This window comes from Parasediminibacterium schistidii, from assembly GCF_046546515.1.
In the GTDB taxonomy this organism is placed as follows: Bacteria; Bacteroidota; Bacteroidia; order Chitinophagales; family Chitinophagaceae; genus Parasediminibacterium.
The window spans coordinates 10,706-36,303 of the sequence record NZ_JBKHKJ010000035.1; the positions used below are offsets into that span (position 1 = coordinate 10,706).

Genomic DNA, 25,598 nt, shown 5'->3' on the forward strand with positions numbered 1-25,598 from the left:
TGGGATTCCTACTCAAGTATTTTTTTTGCCACAAAGCACTAAATCACAAAGTGGTTCGAAGAAAATAAAGAAAACAAGAAGGATGTTCGTATCAGCCAATAACTCCTACCCTTCTTTTTCTTTGTGCTGCTTCGTTTTTTTGTGCCTATATGGCTATATTTTTTACCTTATCAGCACCACAGTGCCTTTGTCAAAAATAGGGTAGCCTGTATCGCAAGTGGCTTCAAGTACATACACATATGTACCAGCCGGCTGATCTGCATCGTGGTATCTACCGTCCCACCCAAAACTAGCATCGTTAATGTCAAAATTGCTTTTTTCAAATAATGAAGCCCCTAACCTGTTATAGATTGTAAATTTCTTTACTATTTTTACCCCCTTCCCTATTGGGTAAAACCTGTTGGTTAGGCTATTCTTACTATTTGGCACAAACCCAGTAGGCATAGACAGTGTAAGCCCTTGGCACAATAGTTTTATGGATATATTGCCTTTTGCCTCGCAGCCGTATTGGGTTTTTACGGTAAGGGTATAGCCAATGTCGGCCCTTGGGGTAGCGGTAGGCGTAGGGCAAGTGTCGCAATCAAGGTAATTGCTAGGTACCCATTGGTATTTAGTTACATCATTGCTCACCAATGGGGTGAATTTTGTATCAGTACCCACAGGGATTGTTACACTATTTCCTGCATTTACAGTAGGCAAAGGCTCAACAAACACTGTGGTGTAATTAGTATCCGTAAAGCACTTATACTTATCGTAGCCAACCAATGTATAGGTGGTTTTTACTATTGGGTTAGCCAATGGGTTGCTGATATTGGTATTGCTAAGCCCATTTGTGCCATTAATCCATTGGAAACTATCTATGCCTGGCGCACTACCATATAATTGCACGGAACTATTGATACACACAGAGGTATCTTTTGGCATGTATAGTATAAATGGCTTTGCCACGGTAATAGATACGGAATCGGTATTTACGCACTTGTTAGCGTTTATTACTTGTACCTTGTATTTAGTATCGTTTTTGGGGTTAACAGTTGGCGTGGCACTTAATGTGTCGCTGATAAAGGTTTTTGGCGACCAATCAAAGTTGATACCATCATGGGCAGTTAATACTACGCCTGCTTTGTCTAGGCATATAGCAGGGTCTCTCGGCAATATGTCAATTACTGGCTTTTTATATACCGTTACTAAGTGATAAGCGGTATCCATGCAGCCATCTAAGTTGGTGGTTACATAAATGCTATCTAGTGAGGATGCTTTTGCTATTAAGGCTTGCAAGGCTGGTATCTGCGTGGTGTCGTTGTTGCCATTGTTAAATTCCCATTTCCATTTTATGGGGCTTGTGCTGGTAGTGGTAGCGGTATATTGCGAAAGCACACCTTCACAAATAGACGATACCCCACTAATTGATGCTGTGGCAACTGGCTTTACCGTTACAGTGTCTTTCAATTTTACCTCGCAGCCTGTTATCGATTTTACATACAAGCTCAATGTGTCTTTTCCGGGTACTGTATATTTAAAGCTAGGCGATGCAAGGTTAGATGTGTCGGCAGGGTTTCCTGTTCCAAAATTCCAGTGGTACTGCAAAGCACTGTCTATATAGTTAAGTGCTGTGCTTACCGTGGAGATGTTGATTTTTGTGTCTGTACCTACACAAAAAACAAAAGGGTTATTGGTAAAGGTAACACCAAGGGTATCTACAAGTATTTTGGGGTCTAAATGAAATTCATTGTAGCAAGACCTTTGCTTGGTTGCCGAATCATAATAATAAGTGCCAATACCCGTAGGCCATTCACCAGGTGAATTATAAGTATAAGTTGTAAAAGTGTCCTTGCCATCTACCACATTGCCATCACCAAAATCCCATTCAAAGTGTGGCGTAGTAGTGTCATGTGCTGTAAACGTAACGGTCAGGGGCTTACAGCCTTGGTACACATCGGCCGTAAGGCGGGCATAAGGCCCCTTGATGGTTATATTGCCTACAGCAATTGCACTATCGTTGTTGAAGCCATAGCCAATAAGCGTTACTTTGTAAGTTCCTGCAGCATTGTAAGTAGCACTAGGGGTTAGCTTATCGGGAGCTGTGTTGCCATTGCCAAAAATCCATCTTACCCTGCTTACATTATAGGTATTGGCAGTGAACTGCACACGAGCTGGCGGGCATGTGTTATTGGGGTCTATATAGGTAATAACATTTGTAAACGAAACTTCAATGTTCCTTACGGGAACCAGTCTTGTAATTTCATCCACGCAAGTATAGGAAGGTGAATTGCTTTTTGCAATTAACTTCACCGTGTCTGTCAACGCATTGGTGTAGGCATGGCTGATAGACGTTTGGGAATAAGTTGTTTTTGTAGAGTTGTCGCTGGTGAAAGACCATGTATATATATTATTATAACTGCCAAAATCGTTACTGTTGTTATAAAAATAAGCAGTGCTATTGGGTGAAATATTAGTAGGAGACCAGTAAAAATCGGCTTTAGGGCCATAAGCCTGTGCAATATGCGAATAATTTCCAGTATTAGCCGTGCAGCCTTCGGCATCGGTTATGGTAAGGCTGGTATAGTAGCTGCCAGGCTTGCTATAGATGTAGGAAGTATCACCATTTGCCCCAGTAATAGTCAGGGGTGTTGTATTATCCCCAAAATCCCATTGCCATTTGGTAAGCAGCACATTGTTTTTTGTGGAAGATGTATCTGTAAAAATAACTGCTTTTTTATAACAATCGCTACCGCTTAATTTATAACCAGCCGAAGGCCCTTTTATTTTTAATGGTGCTGGGTTAGTAGTATCTAGGCATCCGAAATAATCGGATCTTGTAATTACCGTTAAATTTTCTTTGCCATTGGTAAAGCCAGAAAAGGTACCTGTATAGGTAAGCCAGCCATCATAATAATAGGGGCTTGTAGAGCCTGTAAAAATACTGCCATCGCCATATTGTATGCCATTGTTTGCAATACTGTAATTGTTATAATAATAATCCTTATATGGGTTTTGTTCTAAGTTATTTATTGTTACGCCTACGTTTCCACTGGCGCACACTTCGCTTGCAGCTAAAGTAAGCGCCGGTTTTTGCTTTAACAATACATATGCAATGCTTGAATCAGACACGGTGCAACTGCCGTTAGTAGCTGAATGTATTACTTTATAGCTGCCTGTTTTTTCATAAGTATGTTTTACTTGGATTTGATTGGTGGTTAATGTGATTTGTTTCCCATCCCCAAAGTCCCACTGCCAACCAGTTGCCAGCCTAGTACTTTGGGTAAAGGTTACTTCTCCCCTAGTGCCATCGCAAGTATTGGTAATATTTGCTATTTTCGGAAAAGGGGGAACTACGGTTATATATTGTAGTTTCACAATGGTATCGTAGCAATACCCTGTGCCAGAACTGCCATTGCCAGCAATTAATGTTACATCATAAATACCTTTGTTAAAATACTGGTGCATAACAGAAGGGTCGTTATAAGCATATTTTTCTAGCCCATCCCCAAAAAGAAAATGGCTATAAGCCTGATTTGGGGTAGATGTAATGTTGAAAACAACAGGCGTATTGCCACAAATGGTGGTATTGACCACATTAAAATCTGCCACAGGCTTCTTGTAAACGTTTACGTCAACAGTATTTGAGTTACCTGTACAGCCACTGGCAGTAGTATACGCAAGTTTTACAGTGTACCTGCCTTCTTTTGCATATTGGTGTATGGGGAAAGAATCGGTAGATGTAGTGCCGTCGCCAAAATCCCACAAAAATTTTGTTACTGTTTTGGTTGGGGTGGCCTGAAATGTAATTTGCATGCCTTCACATCCTGCAAGGCCGTCTTGAGAGCTAGATTTTGTGTAAGAAATATATTCATGCGGGTTTTGTATGGTAATATATTCAAGAATTGTTGTTGAACAGTTTGCTGCATTGGTTACGGTCATGTATATTTCATAAGTACCCTCTGAATTGAATGTATAATTTGTTGTTTGACCACTTGGTAATGCTATAGGATTATAATAACCAAGAGACCAGTGCCAGCTAACAGCATCGAACGTTGTATCCTTAAAAGTTACATTAGCAGGTGCACCACACAATGAACTTAATACCGAGAAACCACTTGGACTGGGTGATTGTAATACTGTAATCTGTTTAGTAGCTGTGTCTTTACAATTGCCATAAGTATTTACAAGCATAGCTGTAACAGTTCCCGGCACATAGAATGTAACGTAAGCATTTAATGACTGGTAATAATTGTTATTGTCGCTGAAGTACCAATTTGAGTTTGTTGGCGTAGGGTTTGCCGTGCCTTGAAACGAAATGCTTGTGTTAGTACAAGCCTGTGCTGCCGAGATAATTGAAGAACTAAAATTGCCAATATTAATATAGTTTGACTGTGTAGAGGTACTAGAACAGCCGTAGGAGCTTGTTTGGGTAAGGGTAACCGTAAATATCCCCTTCTTGGTATACAGGTGCACCGGGCTAATATCGTTGGAAGTAGTGCCATCGCCAAAATCCCACGAGGCAGTTGGTGTTGCGCCTAAATTGCCAGTGCTTGTGTTGGTAAAACTAACGCTGCCGGGGGTACATAATACTGTTTGATTTGCCGTAAATTGTGCTTGTACCGATGTAACAGCTTCAATATAATCTTGTTTGACTGTATAATCGCTTTTGCAGCCAAAAGTATTTGTTACAGTAAGGCTTACGGTATATTTCTGATTAGAGGTATAAGGGTTAGGGTCAGTAGTTGTGCCTAAGCCTTGGCTGTTAGTGGTATTGCCGTCGCCAAAATCCCATATATATGTATCTATAGTGCCTTCCCCAGGCGTGGAAGTTGATGTAAAAGTAGGATTAAACGGGATGCAGCCTTTTAGTGGCGAGGCTGAAAAATCGGCTATAGGGTTTACATGCACTGTGATAGGTGTAGGATAGGTATAGGAACTGCTAGCTCCATTGTCTGTTACAGTAAGCGAAGCGGTGTAAGAACCCGCATTGGGGAAAGATATAACGGGGTTTTCAACATGCGAGGTAGTGATTGCATTGGTTGCGGTGTTTACAAAAGACCAATTAAAAGTAGGGTTATTCCTTTTGGTAAATTGCGTAGTACTTGTAAACCTTACGCTCATCGAAGGGTTTTTTACACAGCCACTTGTTTTATCTGCCGTGAAAGAAGCTATTACCTGCGCTGAAATATTTGAAATGCCTAAGAGGCATAGTATAAATACCGATACTGTTTTTTTTATCGTTTTGGTGTTTAACTTGTATTCCGCAGTTGGTAAAAGCATATTAGCATAATTGGGTGCAAAGCAAATATATTGAATATTGCGTTATTATTAACCACATAGGCATCCGAAGAAGGGAACATTTTGCACCCTGGCCTCTAAACTTTTAGGGTTGTTGCCTCTATATTAACTCATGTCTTCGCTCAGGTCTCGAAGTTACCCTCTTGGGAGGACTACAAAAAACCTCCGAGATTTTGTACAAAGCTTCTTAAAGAGAAAAAAGCACTAAGCGAAGATTTAAAATGAGCTATTTTGTATTTTTCGGTGATTTATTTTTTTTGCTACTACCCTTTTTTACTATAACTCATTGATATTCAGTTGTTTTATGTTTTTTTAGCCTTATTTTTTATGATAATTTAAGTAAATTTTATGATAGTTTATTGATAATGGAATGATAGTTTTATGATAGGTAAATGATAGTTTATTGATAAGAAACTGATAAGATTTTGATGGTGGATTATCATTTTTCCCTGCCAACTACCAGCGGGTTCAGGAGCTAACTCTAAGATGGCTTGTCCCTCTTTCAATGTAAAATTGGCATAGATAAGTATATAGCCCAAAATAAAAATCCTATATGGGGGAAATATGCACCCATGAGCATCCAAAATTTCCCCCATATAGGATTGTCCTTGTGCACAGATACTACATTAATACCACCTTTGTAGTGTATATGGCTCCCTTGTTTTTAGTAGCACAATCCATGCTGTTGGCCTAATCATAGCTAGATGACCCATGGGGCTTATTTTAATAAACAAAAAAACATCATGACAGTTTGCATCCATGCTCAAAAAACACTCAAAAAGTACCCACTTTTCCGCGAAAATCACGCACAAAATATGCACAAATCACTCATTTTATACGCACAAAATACGCATGAAATACTCACTTGAAAAAACATTAAAACACTGTATTTCAATAAGTTATGGTTTGCAAATTGCTCAAAATTCAATTTAGGGTATCAAAAGCCAGCCAAAACAAGCAGGCAACGCCCCTTAAGCCAGCAAGGAAAGGATTGAGAGCAGATGTTCAAATACAGGGTTGGTTAATTTGCCACGAAGGCACTAAGACTCAAAGGGGCACAAAGTTTTAAGGGAAGAAGCAAAGAAAAAAAGAATAAAAATGATTTTAATAATTCCTATTTACCGTATTTGTCTTTGTGCTTCTACCTGTTTTTGTGGCTTGGTAGCAAATAGGAGGGATGTATTGCAACACCTATTCTCTTACGCTGATGTTTTATTCTTAGCCATCCGGCATTTATCGCTGCAATATTTTACGTCATCCCAAACTTTCTCCCATTTTTTGCGCCATGCAAATGGCCTGTTGCATACAACACATATCTTATGGGGCAAGAATTGTTTTTTAGTATTTTTCATGGCGGCTTATTTTGTTTGTGCCAAATGTGAGGCATAAAAATCTTCCAAGATGCTAGAAACTATATAGGGCTTTTAACCTTATATAGGTTCTAGCAAATGCACCACTATTTTACATTTACGGTTTAGCATAGGGCAAGCGGCCAATTGCTTTTGAAACAAAATAAGCATCAAGCCCTTGGCTTATTAATACCTCTGCTGCTGACAAATCCACATATCCATCCGCCCCAACAAGTGAAGCATCTATATCAACCTGCGATATGCTGCCAATAATTAATATTGTGCCATTCAAAGAGATAGGGATAATGTCTTCCAATTTCATGGCTATTTTTATCACCGCTTCCGCAACAAATGGTGCATTAAACGAAGGTTGGTACAGTTCGGTAAAACCTGCTTTCTCAAATTCGGAAGCACTTTTTTCGTACCGGGCAGAGGTTTGGTGAGCCTTTTGGTATTGTGCTGCCTGCACATAGTTTAAGGTATATTCTTTGGTGTCAATAATGTTTTGCAACGTATGCCTTGGCACGCTATCTGGTCTGTTTATCAACCCGAACAATGCAGGGTTTGCCCCAAGGTGTATTAACGAATTAAATATGGCTAGGTTTGCAAAACCATCTGCCGACTTTGTACCCACTAATACTGCCTGGCGGAAACCAGCTAATGAATTGATAAACGCTGTCCTGTACCGTTGTTCTAATTGTTCTATATCATTTTTTTCAAAAGTCATATTGCGTTGTTTATTTGTATAAATGTTTTTCAACTTTTTTCCAATAGGCAAAAAAAGAAGGGTAATATCCCGATATTGCTGGGGCTATCCAATCCCTTTCTTCTTTGTTACCGCTATAGCCTACATTCAGGGGGTGTTCTTTGTAATAGATATTCCCTGCATTGTATGCATCGGATAATAATTGAAACGACCCTACGTAAACCTTAATATTAGGTATGTTTTTGCTTAATGCAAGCATAAAATCAATACAATTTTTACTTACTGGATAGTTAGAAAAAAAGGATGGCTCTATCAACAAAACCCTGTTTCCGGGTTCATCTTTGTGCCACAATGGATCTATGTTGTAATAATTGTATATAAAAGTTGGCAATGCCAAGTCAAGTTCAATCTTTCCTGATACTGGAAGTTCAATTGTGGCATTAAACTTTTCGGTAGCTAACAATTGGGCAGGTGCTTCCATGGTTTCAAGCACTCCGTAAGGCTTATCCAAATATGTATCAACCTGATTTGTTTTTGTGTACTTATTGATGTTCTCTTGGTTGGCATAATACTTTTTGTGGCTATTGGCACCTGCCACCCACTGCCAGCTACAGGCATTACTAGCCCAGTCGCAATCAAGCAAATGGTAATACATCCATTGTGCAGGGTGGTGCCAATGGCTCTGGGCAATATTGCAGACCAACGAGGCAGTGTACATTCTGCAATGGTTGTGCATATAGCCAGCTTGGTATAATTGCTTAATAGCATTATCTATGCCTTCTATGCCCGTTGTGGCATTTACAATTTGCGCTGGGATTTCATAATTTAAGATTGGGTTTTGCGATTGTTTTATGTCCACATTCACATCTTTTACCTGTGCCACCCTTTGAAAATAGTCGCGCCAGCAAAGCTCCTTTACAAAAGACTCAATTTGTGCAATTTTATATCCTTTTGCCAAAACAGTTTCCAAAACTTGCTTGGTACAGATAACCCCTCTTGAAATATAGGGCGATAGACAGGTAACTGCCCCATCAACATAGTTGCGGGTTTTACCATAAGCTATCGGATCTATTTGATCTATTTTTTCAAGTATTGTTTTGTAATCAGTTTCAAATTTTAGCGCCATTTACCTTTTGCTTATTTTATTCATAGAAATTGTTTTTTGGAGCGTGCATTTAAACCGGCCTATTGCAGGATTTCTTTTTAGGGTATGTTTTTGGCTGATACCGCTATTTACCCTTTGCCTCCACAAATTAAAGCTACTTCGCTTCAGTTCCCTGCGCATCAGGGAAATTACGGCGGCCTCTGAAAACCCGAATTGTATTTTTATTGCTTCAAAAGGTGTCCTGTCTTCCCAAGCCATTTCAATAATCCTGTCAATATCTTTTTGTTCCATCAATACCAAATTTAAAATGTAGTACGCTTCCATTTAACGGTTACAGGCGAGCCTTCGGCTACAATAACTGAATTGGGCGCAAGCTGACCCAAAAAAGAAAAATCGTTCCCATACATCGCTGCAAAATCGCAATCAATTGAATAATCTATCACTTTATTTACGAACCATCTAGGATGATTTACTTTGTATTCCTGGGACAGTTGTCCATTTATTTTTGTATATCCATAGTAATGCTCAAAAATAAATTCCTCCATACTGCCTAGTGCCATTTCCTCATTTTTTATCGAAGTAGTAACTGCTATATGGTTCCAGCTTTTATTTATTTTCCATTCATATTTTATGTGTTTAGCAGCTTCTGTATTTTCTATCAAATTTTTTGTTGGAATTGCCATGTAGTGTTCTTTATACAGCTTGTTGGCAAGCCATGCTACCAATTTATACGGGACGGTTTCATTAATAAAAACCACGCCTCTTTTTACCGTATTGCCTTCAATACGCTTTACATAAAAACGCAGGTTAATTTCTTCAAATGTTCCTAATAAAGGTATTGGCACATGGAAAAGGCTAGTTCGCTTAAACATAAACCCAACAAGGCTAACATAGGTTTTGTTGTTGTAAAAATCCAGTTCTACACCATTCGGCAAATAAGGAGCCAAAACTTCGGGAGGTACTTCGTAATTAGCCATAATTAAGTTTTCCCAGCGTGCTGATAAAAAAGTATCTGTCATTGATATGTATAAGTGCTTATGATTAACTTTTTAAGGACGACATCCCACCATCTACATGTAAAATTTGCCCTGTTATCCAGCTTGCTTTTTCGGAAAGTAAAAACGCTGCCATGTTAGCAATGTCGGCAGTAGTGCCAACCCGCTTTAATGGATGCCGCAGCGCATTAGCCTCTTTTTTTTGCTCGTTGTTTAACAAAGAAGCGGCTAAAGGAGTGTCGGTTAAGGAAGGTGCTATACAATTGACCCTTATTTTGGGGGCAAATTCTGCCGCCAACGCTTTTATTAATCCCTCAATAGCCCCTTTTGAAGCAGAAACCTGCGCATGGAAAGGCAGGCCAGTTTGCACAGCAACCGTGGAAAATAAAACAATGGCAGCATCTTCGGCTTTTTTTAATCTTGGAAGTACCGCTTGAATAATCTTTATTGCACCTATAACTTGGAGTTTATAATCTGCTTCAAAATCTGCCGGCTTTATCCTATCAAAGGGCTTGAGGTTGATGCTGCCTGGGCAATAAACCAATCCTACTAGTGCATCGGGTAAAAAGTCTAACGATATTGTTTCTTCTAAAACATCTAGGTGGTGGTATTGGATATTGAGGTTTTCAACCTTGGGTTCATTTTTATTGTAGGTTGCTAATACCTGATTGCCTGCTTGGGAAAGTTGAACAGCCAGTTGCTCCCCTATGCCACTGGAACCTCCGATTATTAAATAATGACTCATTGTTGTAGATATTTGATAAAACAACAATAAATGAAGGATTTGGTTTAAATATCCCACTACTTAGTTAGGTTGTCTATATCATCCAAATCGCGAAGTCGGCCAGATTTTTTTTTGTTTTGGAGTAAATCTTGATAGCCAATAAAATTTACATTTATCCCTTCCAAATCGACTATTTTTCTGTTTTTATAACATTCTACGAAAGTTACGCCATCTATTTCAGTCAATAAATCAATCCTGAGGGGTGGGTAGCCTAGTTGTATAACATTGCCTTGTTTTGTAAAGTCCTCGACTGTAAGTTTAAATGAAGAAAACCCAAATTCATTTACTGATTTTAGAATTAGCTTGGCATTTTCTAATATTGGGTTTAGCCATATTTAAATCGCCCGTGTATCGTGGATGCCCGTGTATACCTACGGCATAACCACCCACAATTAAATACTCAGCCTTGTTTTTTATTAACAACTCTATAAACTCTCTGAAGTCTTGTGTGAACATCCTTTTTATAATTTATATACTGTGTCCGCAACAATTCTATTGCTTGTAATTTTTTCAGGTCGCTTTGGGCGTTCCAGTATTGGAAATTATTATCTTTTTCCTTTAAATGAAGTATTTTAATAGCTTTCTCCATGTTCAAATATACAAAGTTTCAACTTTGCAAACGATGCGTTTTCTTTTGTTTTACCCAAATTACACTTGCAAATCTCTATTACCATTCTTTCCCTATTTTTACACCCTTACTAAAGGCATTGCCAAGTTACCAATCAATTGAAATTTACCTTTTACCGGGTATAAGATTTTTTGCAACAATGTACTAAATAACAGCACTAAATTATATTCATGTTCGAGTTCCACACAGACAGGAAAAGGTATTTTGACATGCAGGTTGAGAACTGCAAGAAATATGTATTGCCATTTATCGAAGAAAAGTTCCCTATCAAAGCAGGGATGCGCATACTTGAAATTGGCTGTGGCGAAGCAGGCGTACTAAAGCCTTTCATGGAAAGAGGGTGTGCCACGGTTGGCGTGGAGTTTGACTTGATAAGGGTTGATTTTGCAAGGGAACTAATGAAAGATGAGCTGGAAACAGGCAAGCTTAGATTGATTGGTAAAGATATTTATAAAGTTAGCACAGAAGAACTAGGCGGCAAGTTCGACCTGATTATTTTGAAAGATGTAATCGAGCATATACACGACCAACCCAAGTTGATGAAAGAAATGCAGCGTTTCTTGTTGCCACAAGGTTGCGTTTTCTTCGGCTTTCCGCCGTGGCAAATGCCTTTTGGCGGCCACCAGCAAGTGTGCAGCAATAAATGGCTGAGCAAATTGCCCTATTATCATTTATTGCCCCGCAGTATTTATCAATGGATTTTAAAAAGCAACAATGAAAATGTCGCTGACTTGATGGAAGTACGGGATACAAGGATTTCTATTGAAAAGTTTGAACGCATTTCAAAGCAAACTGGCTATACCATTGTAAATAAAACACATTATTTGTTTAACCCTATTTACGAGTACAAGTTTAATGTGAAAGCAAGGAAACAGTTTCCTGTGTTGAGGGATATTCCATGGGTCAGGAATTTTTTTACAACTTGTGTGTACTATTTAATCCAGGTTGATGGTTCTAAAACAAGCCAGTGAGGATATTTTTTTGCCACTAAGTAATAAATATCTCAATATTATAAATATCCTCTTCATGGCTAAAGTCAAATAGATACTTAGCTGCATCCCCAGCCTTAAAGGCATGGGGTTAGCTGATCATTAAAATCATGCAAATCATTTAATATGTAATATAAAATAGGGGAAAAGCAAAAGCCATTTAAAAGCCTTTTACTTCTCCCCTGAATATTTATTTCGCAGAAAATTGTATTAGATAACCAACAAAGAATCGCCATAACTAAAAAAGCGGTACTTGTCTTTTATTGCTTTTTTATAGGCCTCCATTGTCAAATCATAACCTGCAAATGCGCAAGTCATTATCAAAAGGCTGGTTTTAGGCAAATGAAAATTGGTAACCAAGCTATCGGCCACGCTAAAGTTGTAAGGAGGGTGTATAAAATGGTTTGTCCAGCCTTCTGTTGGTTTCAAAAACTTTTGTGCAGTAAAGCTAGATTCCATAGCACGCATGGTAGTAGTGCCAATAGAACAAACACGGTGGCTTGTTTCTTTGGCTTTGTTTACAATAGCTGCGGCTTCTTCCGTAATTTGGAAGTATTCAGCATCCATTTTATGCTTGCTTAGATCTTCCACCTCAATAGGCCTAAATGTGCTAAGGCCAGTATGCAAAGTAAGCTCTGCAAAGCGGATGCCTTTTATTTCGCAACGCTTAATCAATTCCTTGCTGAAATGCAAGCCTGCAGTGGGTGCAGCAACAGCACCCTCATATTTTGCATAAACTGTTTGGTAGCGTTCTTTATCTTCTGCATCAGGAGTACGCTTAATGTATTTAGGCAACGGCGTTTCACCTAGCGATTCCAGCATTTTTTTAAAGCTAGCATCATCATCGTCCCACAAAAAACGGATGGTACGCCCACGACTTGTGGTGTTGTCTATTACTTCTGCCACCAGTTCTTCATCATCACCAAAATATAGTTTGTTGCCTACCCTTATTTTCCTTGCGGGATCAACAATCACGTCCCACAAGCGTTTTGGCCCGTTCAATTCTCTCAATAAAAAAACTTCTATCTTAGCACCTGTTTTTTCTTTGCGGCCATACATGCGTGCTGCAAATACTTTGGTATTGTTAACAACAAATACGTCTTTATCGTCAAAATACTCTAGGATGTCCCTGAAGTGCTTGTTTTCCATGTTGCCCGTTTTGCGGTTCACCACCAGCATACGGCTATCTTCCCTTTTCTTGGTAGGGTTCTGGGCAATAAGGTTCAGAGGAAGATCAAACTTGAACTGAGATAATTTCATGTGTCTATTTTAATGTTTAAAACAATAGGCCACATTAAGACGATTCCAGAAGGAAAAAATGCAAGGATTCGCTTGATGTTACGGCATCAAATTTTTAAAAGTGTGCAAAAGTACGTTTTTTTTCTTTGAAAAAAGATAAAACTTGGTTTTTTATTCCAAATCTTCTTCCTTTGTTGTGTAGTGTTGTCTATTTGTCTTTTGCTTTGCTTCTTTTTCTTAGTTCTACTTAGTGCCTTTGTGCGTTTGCGGCTATCTTTCTGTTGAATATTTGTCCCTTGAAATAAAAATCTTTATTAAACTATTTTTTATATACGTTATACCATTAACTTAGTTGAATGATTACAGTAGGCATAATAGAAGATGACCGCCCGCTAAGGCGCAATTTGGAGATTTATATCAACATGCAGAAGGATTTGCACATCACTTTTTCATGCAATAGCATGGAAGCATACCTAGAGCAGCAGAGTACCTTGGACGAGCCATTTATTATTTTCATTGACCTTGGGCTGCCTGGCATATCGGGCATGGAAGGCATTACGCTGATACGCCAAAAATGGGCGGATGTACATATCGTGGTAACCACGGGCAACGACAACGAAAGCGTGATTTTCGATTGCATACAGCGTGGTGCAAATGGCTATTTGCTAAAGCCATTTAATATTGCCGACTTGGTGAAAAATATTGATATCATCCGCAGTGGCGGGGCTTTGATAACGCCAGACGTGGCCATGAAATTATTTAAAAAAATACATAAACCCCAAGACCGTTTTGAAGAAGTAACAGGCCATCTGACTACTCGGGAAAATGATGTGGTAAACGAATTGCTAAAAGGCCTCACTTACAAGGAAATTGCCGCTGTGTTGGGCATATCCTCCTCCACAGTAAACGACCATCTAAAAAACGTATATGTAAAAATGGGGGTTCGCACAAAGTCTGAATTGATTGCTAAATTGTTGCGGAAGTAAGTGGGATATAATGACAAAGCTAAAATTAGAGCAGAAAATACAATGCTTTTGACCAACAATTTTGGGATTAAAGAGCAGTGTTTTTCCTAGTTATTAAAATTAAGGATTACAAATTTTTCCATTCTCACACTATCATGAGTATAATATTAAATGGATGCATATACAAAGTTCATCCTTTTTTTAATAAAATCTTTTTTTGTTAAAATAGCTATCCCGATATTCGCCCTCAGAATCATAGTATTTTATGCTAAATATTTCTTTTGATAACATTGTTAATGCATTTGCCTATAAAAGCGACAAGGAACTAAAAAGTTCTAAATTCCTTTTTAGCCTAATGGGCTATCCCTTGTTTGTGCCTATTGCAACGCGCATTACCCCATTGATTGTTAAATTTGGGTTGCCCATTGTGAATAAAATGATACGGAAAACTATTTTCAAACAATTTGTTGGCGGCGAAACGCTGGAAGCAACAAGCAAGGTAGCCGACATTTTAAGCAATTTTGGCGTGCAAGTAGTGCTGGATTATGGGGCCGAAGCTATTGAAGGAGAAGATAATTTTGAAGATGCGACAAACCAATTTATCAAAACAATTGAATACGCAGCTTCTAAGCCCAATATGCCTTACATCAGCATCAAGGTTTCTAGCTTTTCCCGTCATGGGCTATTGCAGGCCTTGAACGAAGCCCCTCGCTTGCGCAGCGGCATACACGACCATGAAAACCAGGAAGCGGAATGGGACAGGGTTTGCGACCGCATGTATAGGATATGCGAGGCTGCTGCAAAAAATAATATTGGCGTATGGGTAGATGCTGAGGAAAGCTGGCTGCAAGACCCCGTGGATAGATTAACTATAGAAATGATGGAAGAATTTAATTCGGAAAAAGCCATTGTTTACAACACCATCCAGCTATACCGGCACGATAGGCTTAATTTTTTGCAGCTTTCACACAAAATAGCCAAGGAAAGGGGGTTTGTATTGGGCATAAAACTTGTGCGTGGCGCTTACATGGAAAAGGAAAGGGCTAGGGCCAATCAAAAAGGATACCCTTCCCCTATACAAGCATCCAAAGCAAATACAGACAGGGATTATAATGCAGCAATAGCCTATTGCATCAACAATATTGGCAATATTGCTTTTGCAGTGGCTTCACACAATGAAGAAAGCAACTTGTTCGCAGCAACCCTTTTGGACGAAAAAGGATTAGCAGCCAACCACCCACATATCCATTTCTCTCAATTATATGGCATGAGTGACAATATTACTTTCAACCTTGCAAAAGCGGGCTATCCTGTAAGCAAATACCTCCCTTTTGGCCCTATAAAAGAAGTGATACCTTATTTGATGCGTAGGGCACAAGAAAACAGTAGCGTAAGTGGGCAAACTGGTCGGGAAATAAGCCTGATAATAAAAGAAATAGCAAGGAGGAAAGCCGCATTAAAAGGTGCATAAGCTTAATCTCTCTTTGGTCTTTTCCTGTTCCTGTAAGCCTTTTTTTAAGTTTTTCAACTGTTATTACTTGCTTGTTTTTTGCATTTGGGGCTTGAAATAGATTTCAATTGCAAAATCCTGGTTAAATAAGCATTCTGTGCTTTTACCTCTTCTAACGTACCAATTACTTTCTGCGCCTAGTTATCCCATTTTTCAGGTAAGACATATCTTTTCAATGAAATTTCTAATCTCTTTGCATCAATAGTAATGCGAAGATAAATTGGTGCTGTGCCATTGTCTATGGCTTTGCTCTTTTTGCCTTAAAGAGTAAACTGAATGTTTTGTTCATGGCTAGCGATCTTTTTAAAGTTTGTAAAGCTACTCTTTAGCTTGCCTGTAAACAAGATGTTTAAATCTTGAACTACCTGCTGTGCAAGGGTTTCAGCGATTTTCGGTGACCTGTTTTTTATAAAAAATGACAGGTCACCGAATAGGTCACCGAAACAATACGATTTATGAACTTTTTGGCATAGACACCAAAAGAAAAACGCTGCAAATCATTGATTTTGCAGCGTTTTAGGCAATTTTGAATCATTGCTAGTAGAGCGTACGGGAGTCGAACCCGTCATTCCTCCGTGAAAGGGAGGTGTATTAACCGATTTACCAACGCTCCTTCCTTGTTTTTCGGAGTGCAAATATAGGAGTGTGATTTGGTTTAGCCAAATTTTTTTACTTTTTTATTTTATTGATATTCAATGCTTAATCTCTACAGGTAAATTTTAAATTTACCTGTAATATTTTCGGCAATATTTATGGTATATACTTTAGCCTTGTGGGGTTACACCGTAGAACAATACCTGAAATATAATTGCCAAATGATATCAAAAAAGGAATTGATATAAAAAAGGCTGTCTCAAATTTTGAGACAGCCTTTTTCAATTTCTTGTGGAGAATAGCGGGTTCGAACCGCTGACCTCTTGCATGCCATGCAAGCGCTCTACCAACTGAGCTAATTCCCCTTTTTGGTTAACCGGGGTGCAAAAATAGGGGATGTAAAATGATTGTACAAAAAATATATGCCTTCAAGGCGTAAAAAATATACCAATGCTTTAAATGGTATACAAGATTGTAAACTTTGAGGGCGATATTTCATTTCCGTATAAACAGTTTATCAACCGCAGAAAAGAAAAAGAAATGTTAATTAGCAGAAAAATATATGTTTGTAGCATCAACTACTTGCTATAACATGAAGCCTTTTATCCAATTTGAACCAAAGCATATTCCCAAATTAAAAGCAATATTTGTTTTTTTTGCCTTAATGCTATTGGGGGCTTCAAATGCTTCTGCACAGCTAAAAGCTTCTTTTAAAGTTGACACAGCAAGTGGTTGCTCAGTTCCAGCATTGGTTGTAAAATTTATCAATACTACGCAAGGGGCTACTAGCAAGGCCAAGCTTAGCTGGGATTTTGACAATACCAATACTTCTACCAGAGACACTGCGGTAATATCCTTCAATGTGCCAAGGACCTACAATGTTACCCTCACCGTAACGGATGGGAACAATTCAAGCACCTATACTTACCCAATAGTGGTGCATAAAAACCCAACTACCAACTTTTCTGCTTCACCTGCAAGCGGCTGCTCGCCATTCAAGGCAGCTTTTATAGCAACATCGGTGGCTGGGGAAGGTTCTATAGACAAGTATGTGTGGGATTTTGGGGATGGGCATACCAGCAGCGGTAAGGCATTGAACACTGTGAGCAACACTTATCTTGCTGGACAATACACTGTAAACCTTACTGTTGCCAATACCTTTGGCTGCCAAAGCACTACCGTTACCAAAACAAATTTAATCAATGCTTTTGCCATCATAAACCCTGCTTTTACTGCCAAGAAAACAGCTTTGTGCGGGCCTGCTGATACGGTCTTTTTTTCCAATACTAGCCTTGGCAGCACGCCAACCTCATCGCTTTGGAATTTTGGCGATGGCATCACATCTACTGCCAATAATCCTTTCCACAATTATCCAAGTAAGGGTATATATACCGTTACACTTATAGAAACCAGCGTTGCTGCGTGCTCGGATACGTTGATACAAAAAAATTATATCAACATCCACCAATTTACTGCTTCTATTGTTGCACCTTCCCCAATTTGCTCGGGAGATAGCATTGCTTTTCAAGGTACGGTGGATCCAAAGCCCCTAGCATCTAACTGGTATTTTAGCGACGATAATTACAGTGATATATTAACAGGATTAACCATCAATAAAAAATTCGGCAATGCCGGCAATTACACAGCTATTCTTGTAAATGACTATGGCGGCTGCAAGGATAGTGCTGTGCAGCAAGTTTCGCCATTGGCTGCCCCCATTTTACATGGGTTTAAAATGACAGATTCTCTTTGTGGCACCCCCGCAACTGCCCTATTCAGGGATACTACCAAAGGGGCTGTAAGCTGGGCATGGGATTTTGGAGCAGGCGCTATACAAACAGATACCAGTGCCAGCTTTACTTACCTTAAAGATGGCAATTATACAATTGGCTTAACGGTAAAAAATGCAGCAGGCTGCTCAGCAACCGTGCAAAAGCAAATAACCCTGAAAACCCCAAAAATAAAAATAGCTTACAACCAGTCTTCCTCACAAGATGGCTTTGCAGGATGCCCGGGTTTGCAAATAACGTTCAATGCCTTGCCAGACAATCCAGCCACTGCAATAGCAAAATACGAGTGGGATTTTGGCGATAATACCCAATCTAAAGATACTTTCCCTACGCATACATTCTCCCTAACTGGTAAATATCATGTAACATTAGCTTTTAGCACCACTAATGGCTGCACAGGTATTATTGACACATTTGTACGAGTATTTGATAAGCCAAAAGCAAGTTTCTTTGCAAAAGACACGCTAATATGTGGCAACTCACTCATAAATTTCACCAATACGTCTACCCCAAACCAAGCTTATAGCCATTATATATTTATTAATGGGAAAGATGTAATTGCTTATAACATACCAACCGCTACTGGGCGTGATACCATACAAGGTATTTACGATGTGATGCTGATAACCGGCAATGGCGATTCTACAAACGGTTACTGCTACGATACGTTGATAAGGCCAAATTATCTTTCCATCGTCCCTCCATTTCCCAAAATTGATACCATTATCAATACCTGTGATGGCACAAGGGGCGTGGTAACATTTAAACAAGCCACGAGGTTAGCTACTAAGTTGCAATGGAATTTTGGGGACAACTCTCCTATATTAGACACAAACTTAGTAACGGTATCCCATACATATGTCAATACAGGCAAGTACACCGTTATCCATACTGCTACCAATGGCGCTTGCACAATAGGCGATACCGCCACGGCCTATGTGCTATTGAAGCAAAGGCCACTGCTTTCATTGAGTGCATCGGAAATATGCGTGAACAGCCCGCTTACGGCAACCATTAGTCGGTTGGAGAGCAACCCAAACACCAGCCCCAAATATCAAAACTACTTTATCACCAATATACTTAATGGCGATAGCACCGCTTTTGCGGGTACTACCAACCCTGCTTACTACAACCCATGGCGTGTTGCCTATACACTTGGGCTTTATGGCCTTTCCAGCAGGAAAGAGAACCTTTTTATGATTATTAATTCGCAATTTTTTGGTTGTGCCGATACCACCAATCCGGCTATCCTTAAACTAAATGGCCCAGATGCTGGCTTTAAGGTCAATGGCAATATTTGTTTTAATAAGGCTGTTGTTTTTACAGACAGTTCTTTTATTAAAAACAAAGTCTCTATCGTTCAATGGGATTGGGATTTTGGCGATAACACCACGGCAACTATTACCAGCAACAAGGGGCAGGCACAACATTTTTATACCAATCCGGGCAGTTACCAAACATCCCTAAAAGTAACAGATGCAAATGGGTGCACCTCTACAACCTTAAAAAACACGCATGTTCAACTGGCTTATGGCCCCAAAGCTGAATTTACATGGCGGCCAACATACATTGCACCTGGCAAGTCTGCAACTTTCTACGATTCCAGCATAGTATATGGCAGCACTTTTAATAAGTACTTGTGGCATTTTTCCAGCAATGGGCAATACTATACATCAAAGGATTCAGTTGTCCGTAATTATCCAAAAGCCTTGATGGATACTATCAAATTAGTAGCAACCGACCCGTTGCATGGCTGTATCGATTCCACACAAAAAATAGTGCCTGTAAGAGACATTATTGCCGATTTCAGGTTTACGTCCAATTACTTAAACCCCAGCGTAAAATGCCCCCCAATACTTGCCCAGTTTACTGGCATAATTGGCAATGTAACCAGTTTCAAATGGTTGTTTGGCGATAGTAGCGTTTCCTTCAATAATAAAACCCCAAGCCATGTATATTACAAGCCCGGTACTTACAAAGTAACATTGATTGCTTATGGCAATAACAGCGACAGTGCCGTGGTAGAAAATTACATTGCCATCAAAGGGCCTTATGCTCGCCTCACATCTGATGTGCAGCAGGGATGTTTTCCTTATCCAGTTACGCTTACTGCTAATGAAACAAATTCCCCCAACTTCCAATGGGTAATGGGAGACGGTAGCACCATTAATGGCACTGATACCATTTTAAAATACAGCTATGCTTCCCCCGGCAAGTTTTTGCCAGCAATACTTATTAGGGACAATGCATCCGCAAATTGCAAAGTACAGTTCGATTTGCCAACACCTATACTTGTAGATACTTTAGGTGTAACACTCGCGAACACGCCTTATGCCTTTTGTATAAATGCACCTAAAACAATTGGTATTTTAAAAGCAGGTACCTACATAAGCCAAGTAGGCAATCCAGTAAAAATTCATTGGGATTTTGGCACAGGCAACGCAAACGACATTGCCAATATAGACACCCCTTCGTTCAAATACCCTGTAACGGGTGTTTATCGATTAAAACTAGATGTAAAAACAACAACGGGTTGTGAGGTAAAGCTATCAGAAACTGTTACTGTAAAAGCAGCTGCGCCAGTAACAATTAGTGGGCAGCCTTTTATTTGCGAGAATACGCTTACGCAATATACTGCTGCCACAACATATACTGATTCTACTATATGGAAATGGGCGTTTAACAATGGGCATATCGACTCTGTGCAAACGCCAGCCATGCAGTCTTTTACCGAGGCAGGCTCACCTTATAAGGTATATGTAACCACCAATGTGGGCGACTGTGCCACTACTGATTCTTTACTTGTAACGGCTACTAAAAAACCAGTTATCTCCATCACCAATAAAAATAGCCGTATTTGCCTTGGCGATAGTGTACAATTAAGTGCAGGGGTTGTAACAGGCACTTATGCGTGGGAGCCAAGCCAGTATGTTGGCAACCCTGCTATTTACAACCCTTATGCTAAACCAACAAAATCAACCAGATATACATTAACGGTTACTAATAAAAATTGCCCCAATAGCGACACAGCTTTTGTGAGAGTTATACAGCCTTTTAAGCTAGTGCCTATGCCCGATACGTATGTTTGTATAGGCAAATCAACAATGCTACATGCTAGTTCGCTAGGTATCGATAGCTTTCAATGGATAAATGAAACCAGCACTTTAAATAATATTAAAATAGACACGCCAACGGCAACACCAGTAGTAACAACAACTTATACGGTTATTGGCTACGACACATTCAATTGCTTTACTGATAAAGGTTATGCAACGGTTTATGTGGCTCAATTGCCTGTGGTAAATGTAGGTGCCGACACTGTGATATGGACAGGCACAGACACACATTTTAACCCCATGGTAAGCAATGATGTTACAGAATACAAATGGCTGCCAGATACATACCTTGATTGTACTACTTGCCCAACGCCAAAGGTTACGCCAAGGAGCAACATGGTTTATACCCTTAATGTAAAAACCCAGTATGGCTGCGAGGCAAAAGGAAATATTACTATTCAATTAAAATGTGGAGGACTTACCCTTGCAATGCCAACAGGGTTCGTGCCTGCTAGTGGCAATAGCAAAACAAACAGGCTTTACCCAATGGGCAAAGGTGTAAAAAAAGTAAGGCATTTTTCAGTTTATAACCGCATGGGTGCCTTGCTATTCCAACAAAGCAATTTTGATATAAACGATCCCAGCTTTGGGTGGGATGGAAGGTATCATGACACCGACCAGCCTGCTGGCGCTTATATATATGTAGTAGAAGCAACCTGCGATACAGGCGACCCACTTTCTGATAAAGGCACAATTGTATTGATTCGATAGAAAATGATTTCAAAAGGGTGCATAAAACTTTTTCGATTAATTTCTCTTTTTGATAGTGCAGCTTGATTAGGTAACTTTCCAAAAGTTGCCTAATCTTACAGATATAAGCGAAAAAGTTTTATTTGTCCTGATACTCCCCAATCTATTAAAAACTTATCTTTGTTCTATAAATGCACCTGATACAAAGCATTTACAAAATTAGTGCCTTGGTATGCCAATCGTAGTTCTTTTTTTACTAATATTAAGATAGTTATAGTGGCAAAATTGGGTTTTGTTGTATGGGCATAAAATCACTCACTTTTTCTCATAAATCACTTAAAAATCACGCACAAATCACTCAAAAAGTACGCACAAATCACGCATAAATCACTCAAAAAAAAATGTCGATATTGTTGATAATCAATGATTTAAAACGGCGGATACGATTTTTGAAAAACGACAAAAAAGGGAAAAAGCCCGAAAAAGTGCAAAACTGAAACTATTTTAATAAAAATACCATTAAAATTTATATCATAAAAAATGCCTATGTGCTCTTTTTTTGCCACTCGTCTTTGTTCTTGCTCCCTATCATTGGGGGTTATTGAGCCAACACAATTCCCCTTTTGAGGGCTACCGTGTGCACACAACTTTTTAAACATCTTTAACAAGATGGATTTAGGTGTAATGTAGAGGTTTTGATTAAACTTTGCGCTTTCTTTGCCCCTATTATTTGCCCCTTAGGGGTTAGGGGCAAGCGGAGCGCTTTGACAATTCCGCTCCTGCTGGTTGGCCAAAATCCGGGGTGATTCCCTGACTCATAATGAGCATTTTCCTTTTCTTCTTCCCTTAAAACTTTGTGGCGCTTTGAGTATTCGTTCCTTCGCGGCAGATTAACCAACCCTGCATTTATAGGGTGCATTTCAAATCTTCGCTTTTCATTGTCCTTAGTTTCTATTAGAAAGAAACATAGATTAATTGATTGTTAGAGACCCAACCTACCCCTCCGAGGAGGGGAAAGCGAAGATTTAAAATACACACCATTTAAAATCCTAATTATATTTATGCAGAGTTCCTGCCGGCATTAATAATACCAAAACTGCACCGCATAGCCAATTTTTCGTAAGTTGCTTTTATAGGGGCATTGGTTACCAGCCCTTCTTCCAAATGGCGTACTTGGGTAATAGCATATTGTTGTATGGTAATCAATGGAAGCACAATTCTTTCCCTCATCTGTACAGATAACTGGTCTATCGGGTAGCCGTCCATCAATTCTGCATGGCCAGACAATTTCAACACATATTTTTTGGTAAGCTCATACTCGTCATGCACCATGTTCCATATTTCGCCATACACAGGGTGGCTTTTCAAAAATGCTGTCAATGGAAAGAAACATTTCTGCATCGCCATCTCGCAGTTGTCTATCAATGTTTTAAAGAACAAGGAATGCTGGTAAAGGTGTACCAGCTCGTCCCATTTGCCCTCGGTTTCTATTTGCTGGAAAGCAGTGCCTACGCCATAATAGCCGGTAACATTTTGCTTTAGCTGGCTCCACGCACCCACAAAAGGTATAGCCCTTAAATCTTTCAAAGACAGTTTGGATCCCGCACCTCTTTTTGCAGGGCGGCTGCCAATATTGGTTTGGGCATAAAAACGCAAAGCACTGGCATGGCTAAGGTAATCGGCAAAATAGGGATGTTCTTTCAAAGCAATATAGGCTTTGAAACTTTTCTCTGCCAATGTATCAATCAATATTTTTTCCTGGGGCAAAATAATGGCTTCGTCATTAGTAAGTATATCATTCGATAACCCTGCATGAAGCAATTGCTCCATATTATACTGTGCAGTGTCTATCGTGCCAAAATTGCTACTAACAGTTTGCCCCTGTATGGTCAATTGTATTTCTTTATTGGCTATTTTCTTGCCCATGGAAGCATAAAACTGGTGCGTTTTTCCACCTCCACGAGCAGGTGGGCCTCCCCTCCCATCGAAAAATACCACGTCAATATCATATTCCTTCGAAATGGCAGTCAGTTCTTCTTTCGCTTTGTAAATGCCCCAATTGGCCATTAAATAGCCACCATCTTTTGTGCCGTCTGAAAAGCCAACCATGATGCTTTGCTTTTTGCCACGGCGCAGCAAGTGCTGGCTATAAACAGGATGCTCGTACAATTCTTTCATTACCTCGGCAGCATTATGCAAATCGTCAACTGTTTCAAACAGCGGCATAATGTCAATGGTCAATTCCTCGGTTTTCCAACCAGCCATCAGGAACAAGCCAAAAACTTCCATCACGTTCAGGGCACTGCTGCATTGGCTGATAATATACCTGTTACAGCCAGCTTCCCCATTTAATTTTTGGATGTCTTTAATCGCCCTTATTACGCGCAGCGTATCTTGGTGCACATCATCTGTAAAAATGGTTTCGTTAACAACTTCTGTGGCTTTTGTTAATGCCCTTATTTTTTCAGGTGCAGATAAAGATGTATAGCCTTGCGGCAAAGCGTTTGATTGGTTGGCAATAATATCTATTACTTTCACATGAATCCTGCTGTCTTGCCTTACATCCAGCGAGGCGAAGTGCATACCAAACACTTCTACTTTGGCAATAAAGCTATCTACCAGTTCCACAAAAAGGCTATTGTGCTGGTAAATAATCTGGGTGCGTATTTCATTTAATACGCTAAGTATTGCTTCTTTGGTTAATGGGTTTTCATCGTCAGGGTTAAACAAATGATGGTTCAATGTTTTTTCCAGCCCTGCCATCAGCACATCCACGCCTTTGAAAGTCAACCGCCTTTTTAGTTTCCTGGCATCCCTGTAGTAGCACCTGATAATACTACTTCGCAATGCCTGTGCCACTTGAAGCGTGGTAGCTGCCTTTACAAACGGGTTGCCGTCCCTATCCCCACCCGGCCAGAAGCCCATTTTAATTACAGGGTTGTCTGAGCACACCATGCCCGGGTAGCTGTTTTTAAGGTTGTTGATAATATTGCCTGTGGCGTGGTAAAAAATGTTTTCCAAATACCAAAGCAGGCTTAATGCCTCATCGTATGGCGTTGGCTTTTCCTGTTGGAAAAACGGGGTACGGCCTAGTTGTTGCAAATAAGTGTAAATATGTTCCTCATTGTTGCTATCGACAGCAGAAGAAATATCATGGATAATGCCCAATACGGCACCACGGTAAAACTGGGTGGGGTGGGCGGTTAGTACTAATTGGATATTAAAATCTTTCAGCTTTTCAGATAGCATTTTCTCTGCATGGTTTTGTTCCACTAGTACATCTAGTTGCTTCATGGTGCCTTTACCGCCCATGTCGTGTACTTGCGTAAAAGCCGCATCTTCCAGTGCATCGAACAATACCACCTGCCTTTCTATATATTGCACCACACGAAAAAGCAAATCTGCCTTCTCCTCTTCCTTTACATAAGTGGTTTGCTTGGCAAAAAATTCGTCAATAATTTCAACAGGGCTTTTGCCTTTGTTGTAGCCTTCTTCACAATTTACCAATAACAGGGAAACCAAAATACCCGTTTTTTCTATACGGTGGAAAGGGAGCGAGCCAAAAAGGCTGTTGTACAACTGGAATTTGATGCCAACTTGGTTTTTAAACTGCTGTAGGCCTGCGGAGCTCTGCGTCATGTGCTGAAAAGTTGTTGTGTTTTTAAAATAAATATCTTACTACCTTAAAACAGGCAGGAAAAATATAGCATTGTAGCCAATATTTTATCCATGCTCCGAAATAAAATAGACATAAATCAATTTTTTCACGACAGCAACCGTACAATGGCGGAAATTAGTAAAAAAAATGTTTGGTCGGCAATAAATAAATTATTTTTCAATGGCAGTATAAAAACTCCT

Annotated in this window: 14 protein-coding genes and 2 tRNA genes; 4 read left to right on the forward strand and 12 right to left on the reverse strand. The window is 39.6% G+C overall.

What is annotated here, in order from left to right; all coding sequences use genetic code 11:
• Positions 1 to 162: 162 nt before the first annotated feature.
• The 7 genes from ACHFIY_RS16745 to ACHFIY_RS16775 form a co-directional block, all read right to left on the reverse strand.
• Positions 163 to 5,262, reverse strand: a complete 5,100-nt coding sequence (locus tag ACHFIY_RS16745; RefSeq protein ID WP_410847269.1) for a PKD domain-containing protein — start codon at positions 5,260 to 5,262, stop codon at positions 163 to 165.
• A 1,217-nt stretch (positions 5,263 to 6,479) separates the two neighbouring features.
• Positions 6,480 to 6,632 carry a DUF2256 domain-containing protein gene (locus ACHFIY_RS16750; protein ID WP_410847270.1) on the reverse strand — a complete coding sequence of 51 codons (153 nt, stop codon included), beginning with the start codon at positions 6,630 to 6,632 and terminating at the stop codon, positions 6,480 to 6,482.
• A 115-nt stretch (positions 6,633 to 6,747) separates the two neighbouring features.
• On the reverse strand, positions 6,748 to 7,356 hold the full coding sequence (locus tag ACHFIY_RS16755; RefSeq protein ID WP_410847271.1) for a flavin reductase family protein: 609 nt from the start codon (positions 7,354 to 7,356) through the stop codon (positions 6,748 to 6,750).
• A 10-nt stretch (positions 7,357 to 7,366) separates the two neighbouring features.
• Positions 7,367 to 8,461 carry an FAD-binding domain-containing protein gene (locus ACHFIY_RS16760; RefSeq protein WP_410847272.1) on the reverse strand — a complete coding sequence of 365 codons (1,095 nt, stop codon included), beginning with the start codon at positions 8,459 to 8,461 and terminating at the stop codon, positions 7,367 to 7,369.
• Positions 8,462 to 8,731: a TIGR03643 family protein gene (locus ACHFIY_RS16765; protein WP_410847273.1), complete on the reverse strand. Its 270-nt coding sequence runs from the start codon at positions 8,729 to 8,731 to the stop codon at positions 8,462 to 8,464.
• An 11-nt stretch (positions 8,732 to 8,742) separates the two neighbouring features.
• Entirely contained in the window at positions 8,743 to 9,459 is a 717-nt protein-coding gene (locus ACHFIY_RS16770; RefSeq protein WP_410847274.1) for a YqjF family protein, read from the reverse strand.
• 22 nt (positions 9,460 to 9,481) lie between these two features.
• On the reverse strand, positions 9,482 to 10,180 hold the full coding sequence (locus tag ACHFIY_RS16775) for an SDR family NAD(P)-dependent oxidoreductase (RefSeq protein ID WP_410847275.1): 699 nt from the start codon (positions 10,178 to 10,180) through the stop codon (positions 9,482 to 9,484).
• 837 nt (positions 10,181 to 11,017) lie between these two features.
• Between ACHFIY_RS16775 and ACHFIY_RS16780 the strand changes: the two genes are divergently transcribed.
• Complete coding sequence (locus ACHFIY_RS16780; RefSeq protein ID WP_410847276.1) at positions 11,018 to 11,818, forward strand: class I SAM-dependent methyltransferase; 801 nt, start codon at positions 11,018 to 11,020, stop codon at positions 11,816 to 11,818.
• A 228-nt stretch (positions 11,819 to 12,046) separates the two neighbouring features.
• Here ACHFIY_RS16780 and queA read toward each other — a convergent pair whose 3' ends face one another.
• Positions 12,047 to 13,096 carry a tRNA preQ1(34) S-adenosylmethionine ribosyltransferase-isomerase QueA gene (gene queA, locus ACHFIY_RS16785; RefSeq protein ID WP_410847277.1) on the reverse strand — a complete coding sequence of 350 codons (1,050 nt, stop codon included), beginning with the start codon at positions 13,094 to 13,096 and terminating at the stop codon, positions 12,047 to 12,049.
• Between the two features lie 335 nt (positions 13,097 to 13,431).
• Here queA and ACHFIY_RS16790 point away from each other — a divergent pair, with 335 nt between their 5' ends.
• On the forward strand, positions 13,432 to 14,061 hold the full coding sequence (locus ACHFIY_RS16790; protein WP_410847278.1) for a response regulator: 630 nt from the start codon (positions 13,432 to 13,434) through the stop codon (positions 14,059 to 14,061).
• Positions 14,062 to 14,305: 244 nt separating this feature from the next.
• Positions 14,306 to 15,511, forward strand: coding sequence for a proline dehydrogenase family protein (locus ACHFIY_RS16795; protein ID WP_410847279.1), 1,206 nt, complete (start codon positions 14,306 to 14,308; stop codon positions 15,509 to 15,511).
• A 176-nt stretch (positions 15,512 to 15,687) separates the two neighbouring features.
• Here the strand turns inward: ACHFIY_RS16795 and ACHFIY_RS16800 are convergent, their stop codons facing one another.
• The 3 genes from ACHFIY_RS16800 to ACHFIY_RS16810 form a co-directional block, all read right to left on the reverse strand.
• Complete coding sequence (locus ACHFIY_RS16800; RefSeq protein ID WP_410847282.1) at positions 15,688 to 15,792, reverse strand: Arm DNA-binding domain-containing protein; 105 nt, start codon at positions 15,790 to 15,792, stop codon at positions 15,688 to 15,690.
• Positions 15,793 to 16,091: 299 nt separating this feature from the next.
• Positions 16,092 to 16,163 (reverse strand) — tRNA-Glu (locus tag ACHFIY_RS16805).
• A gap of 273 nt (positions 16,164 to 16,436) precedes the next feature.
• Positions 16,437 to 16,509: transfer RNA gene (locus tag ACHFIY_RS16810), tRNA-Ala, on the reverse strand.
• Between the two features lie 197 nt (positions 16,510 to 16,706).
• Here ACHFIY_RS16810 and ACHFIY_RS16815 point away from each other — a divergent pair.
• Positions 16,707 to 21,761, forward strand: coding sequence for a PKD domain-containing protein (locus tag ACHFIY_RS16815; RefSeq protein WP_410847280.1), 5,055 nt, complete (start codon positions 16,707 to 16,709; stop codon positions 21,759 to 21,761).
• A gap of 1,038 nt (positions 21,762 to 22,799) precedes the next feature.
• Here ACHFIY_RS16815 and ACHFIY_RS16820 read toward each other — a convergent pair.
• The gene (locus ACHFIY_RS16820; protein WP_410847281.1) at positions 22,800 to 25,379 is read right to left on the reverse strand and encodes a phosphoenolpyruvate carboxylase; all 2,580 of its coding nucleotides are present in this window, start codon (positions 25,377 to 25,379) and stop codon (positions 22,800 to 22,802) included.
• Between the last annotated feature and the right edge of the window lie 219 nt (positions 25,380 to 25,598).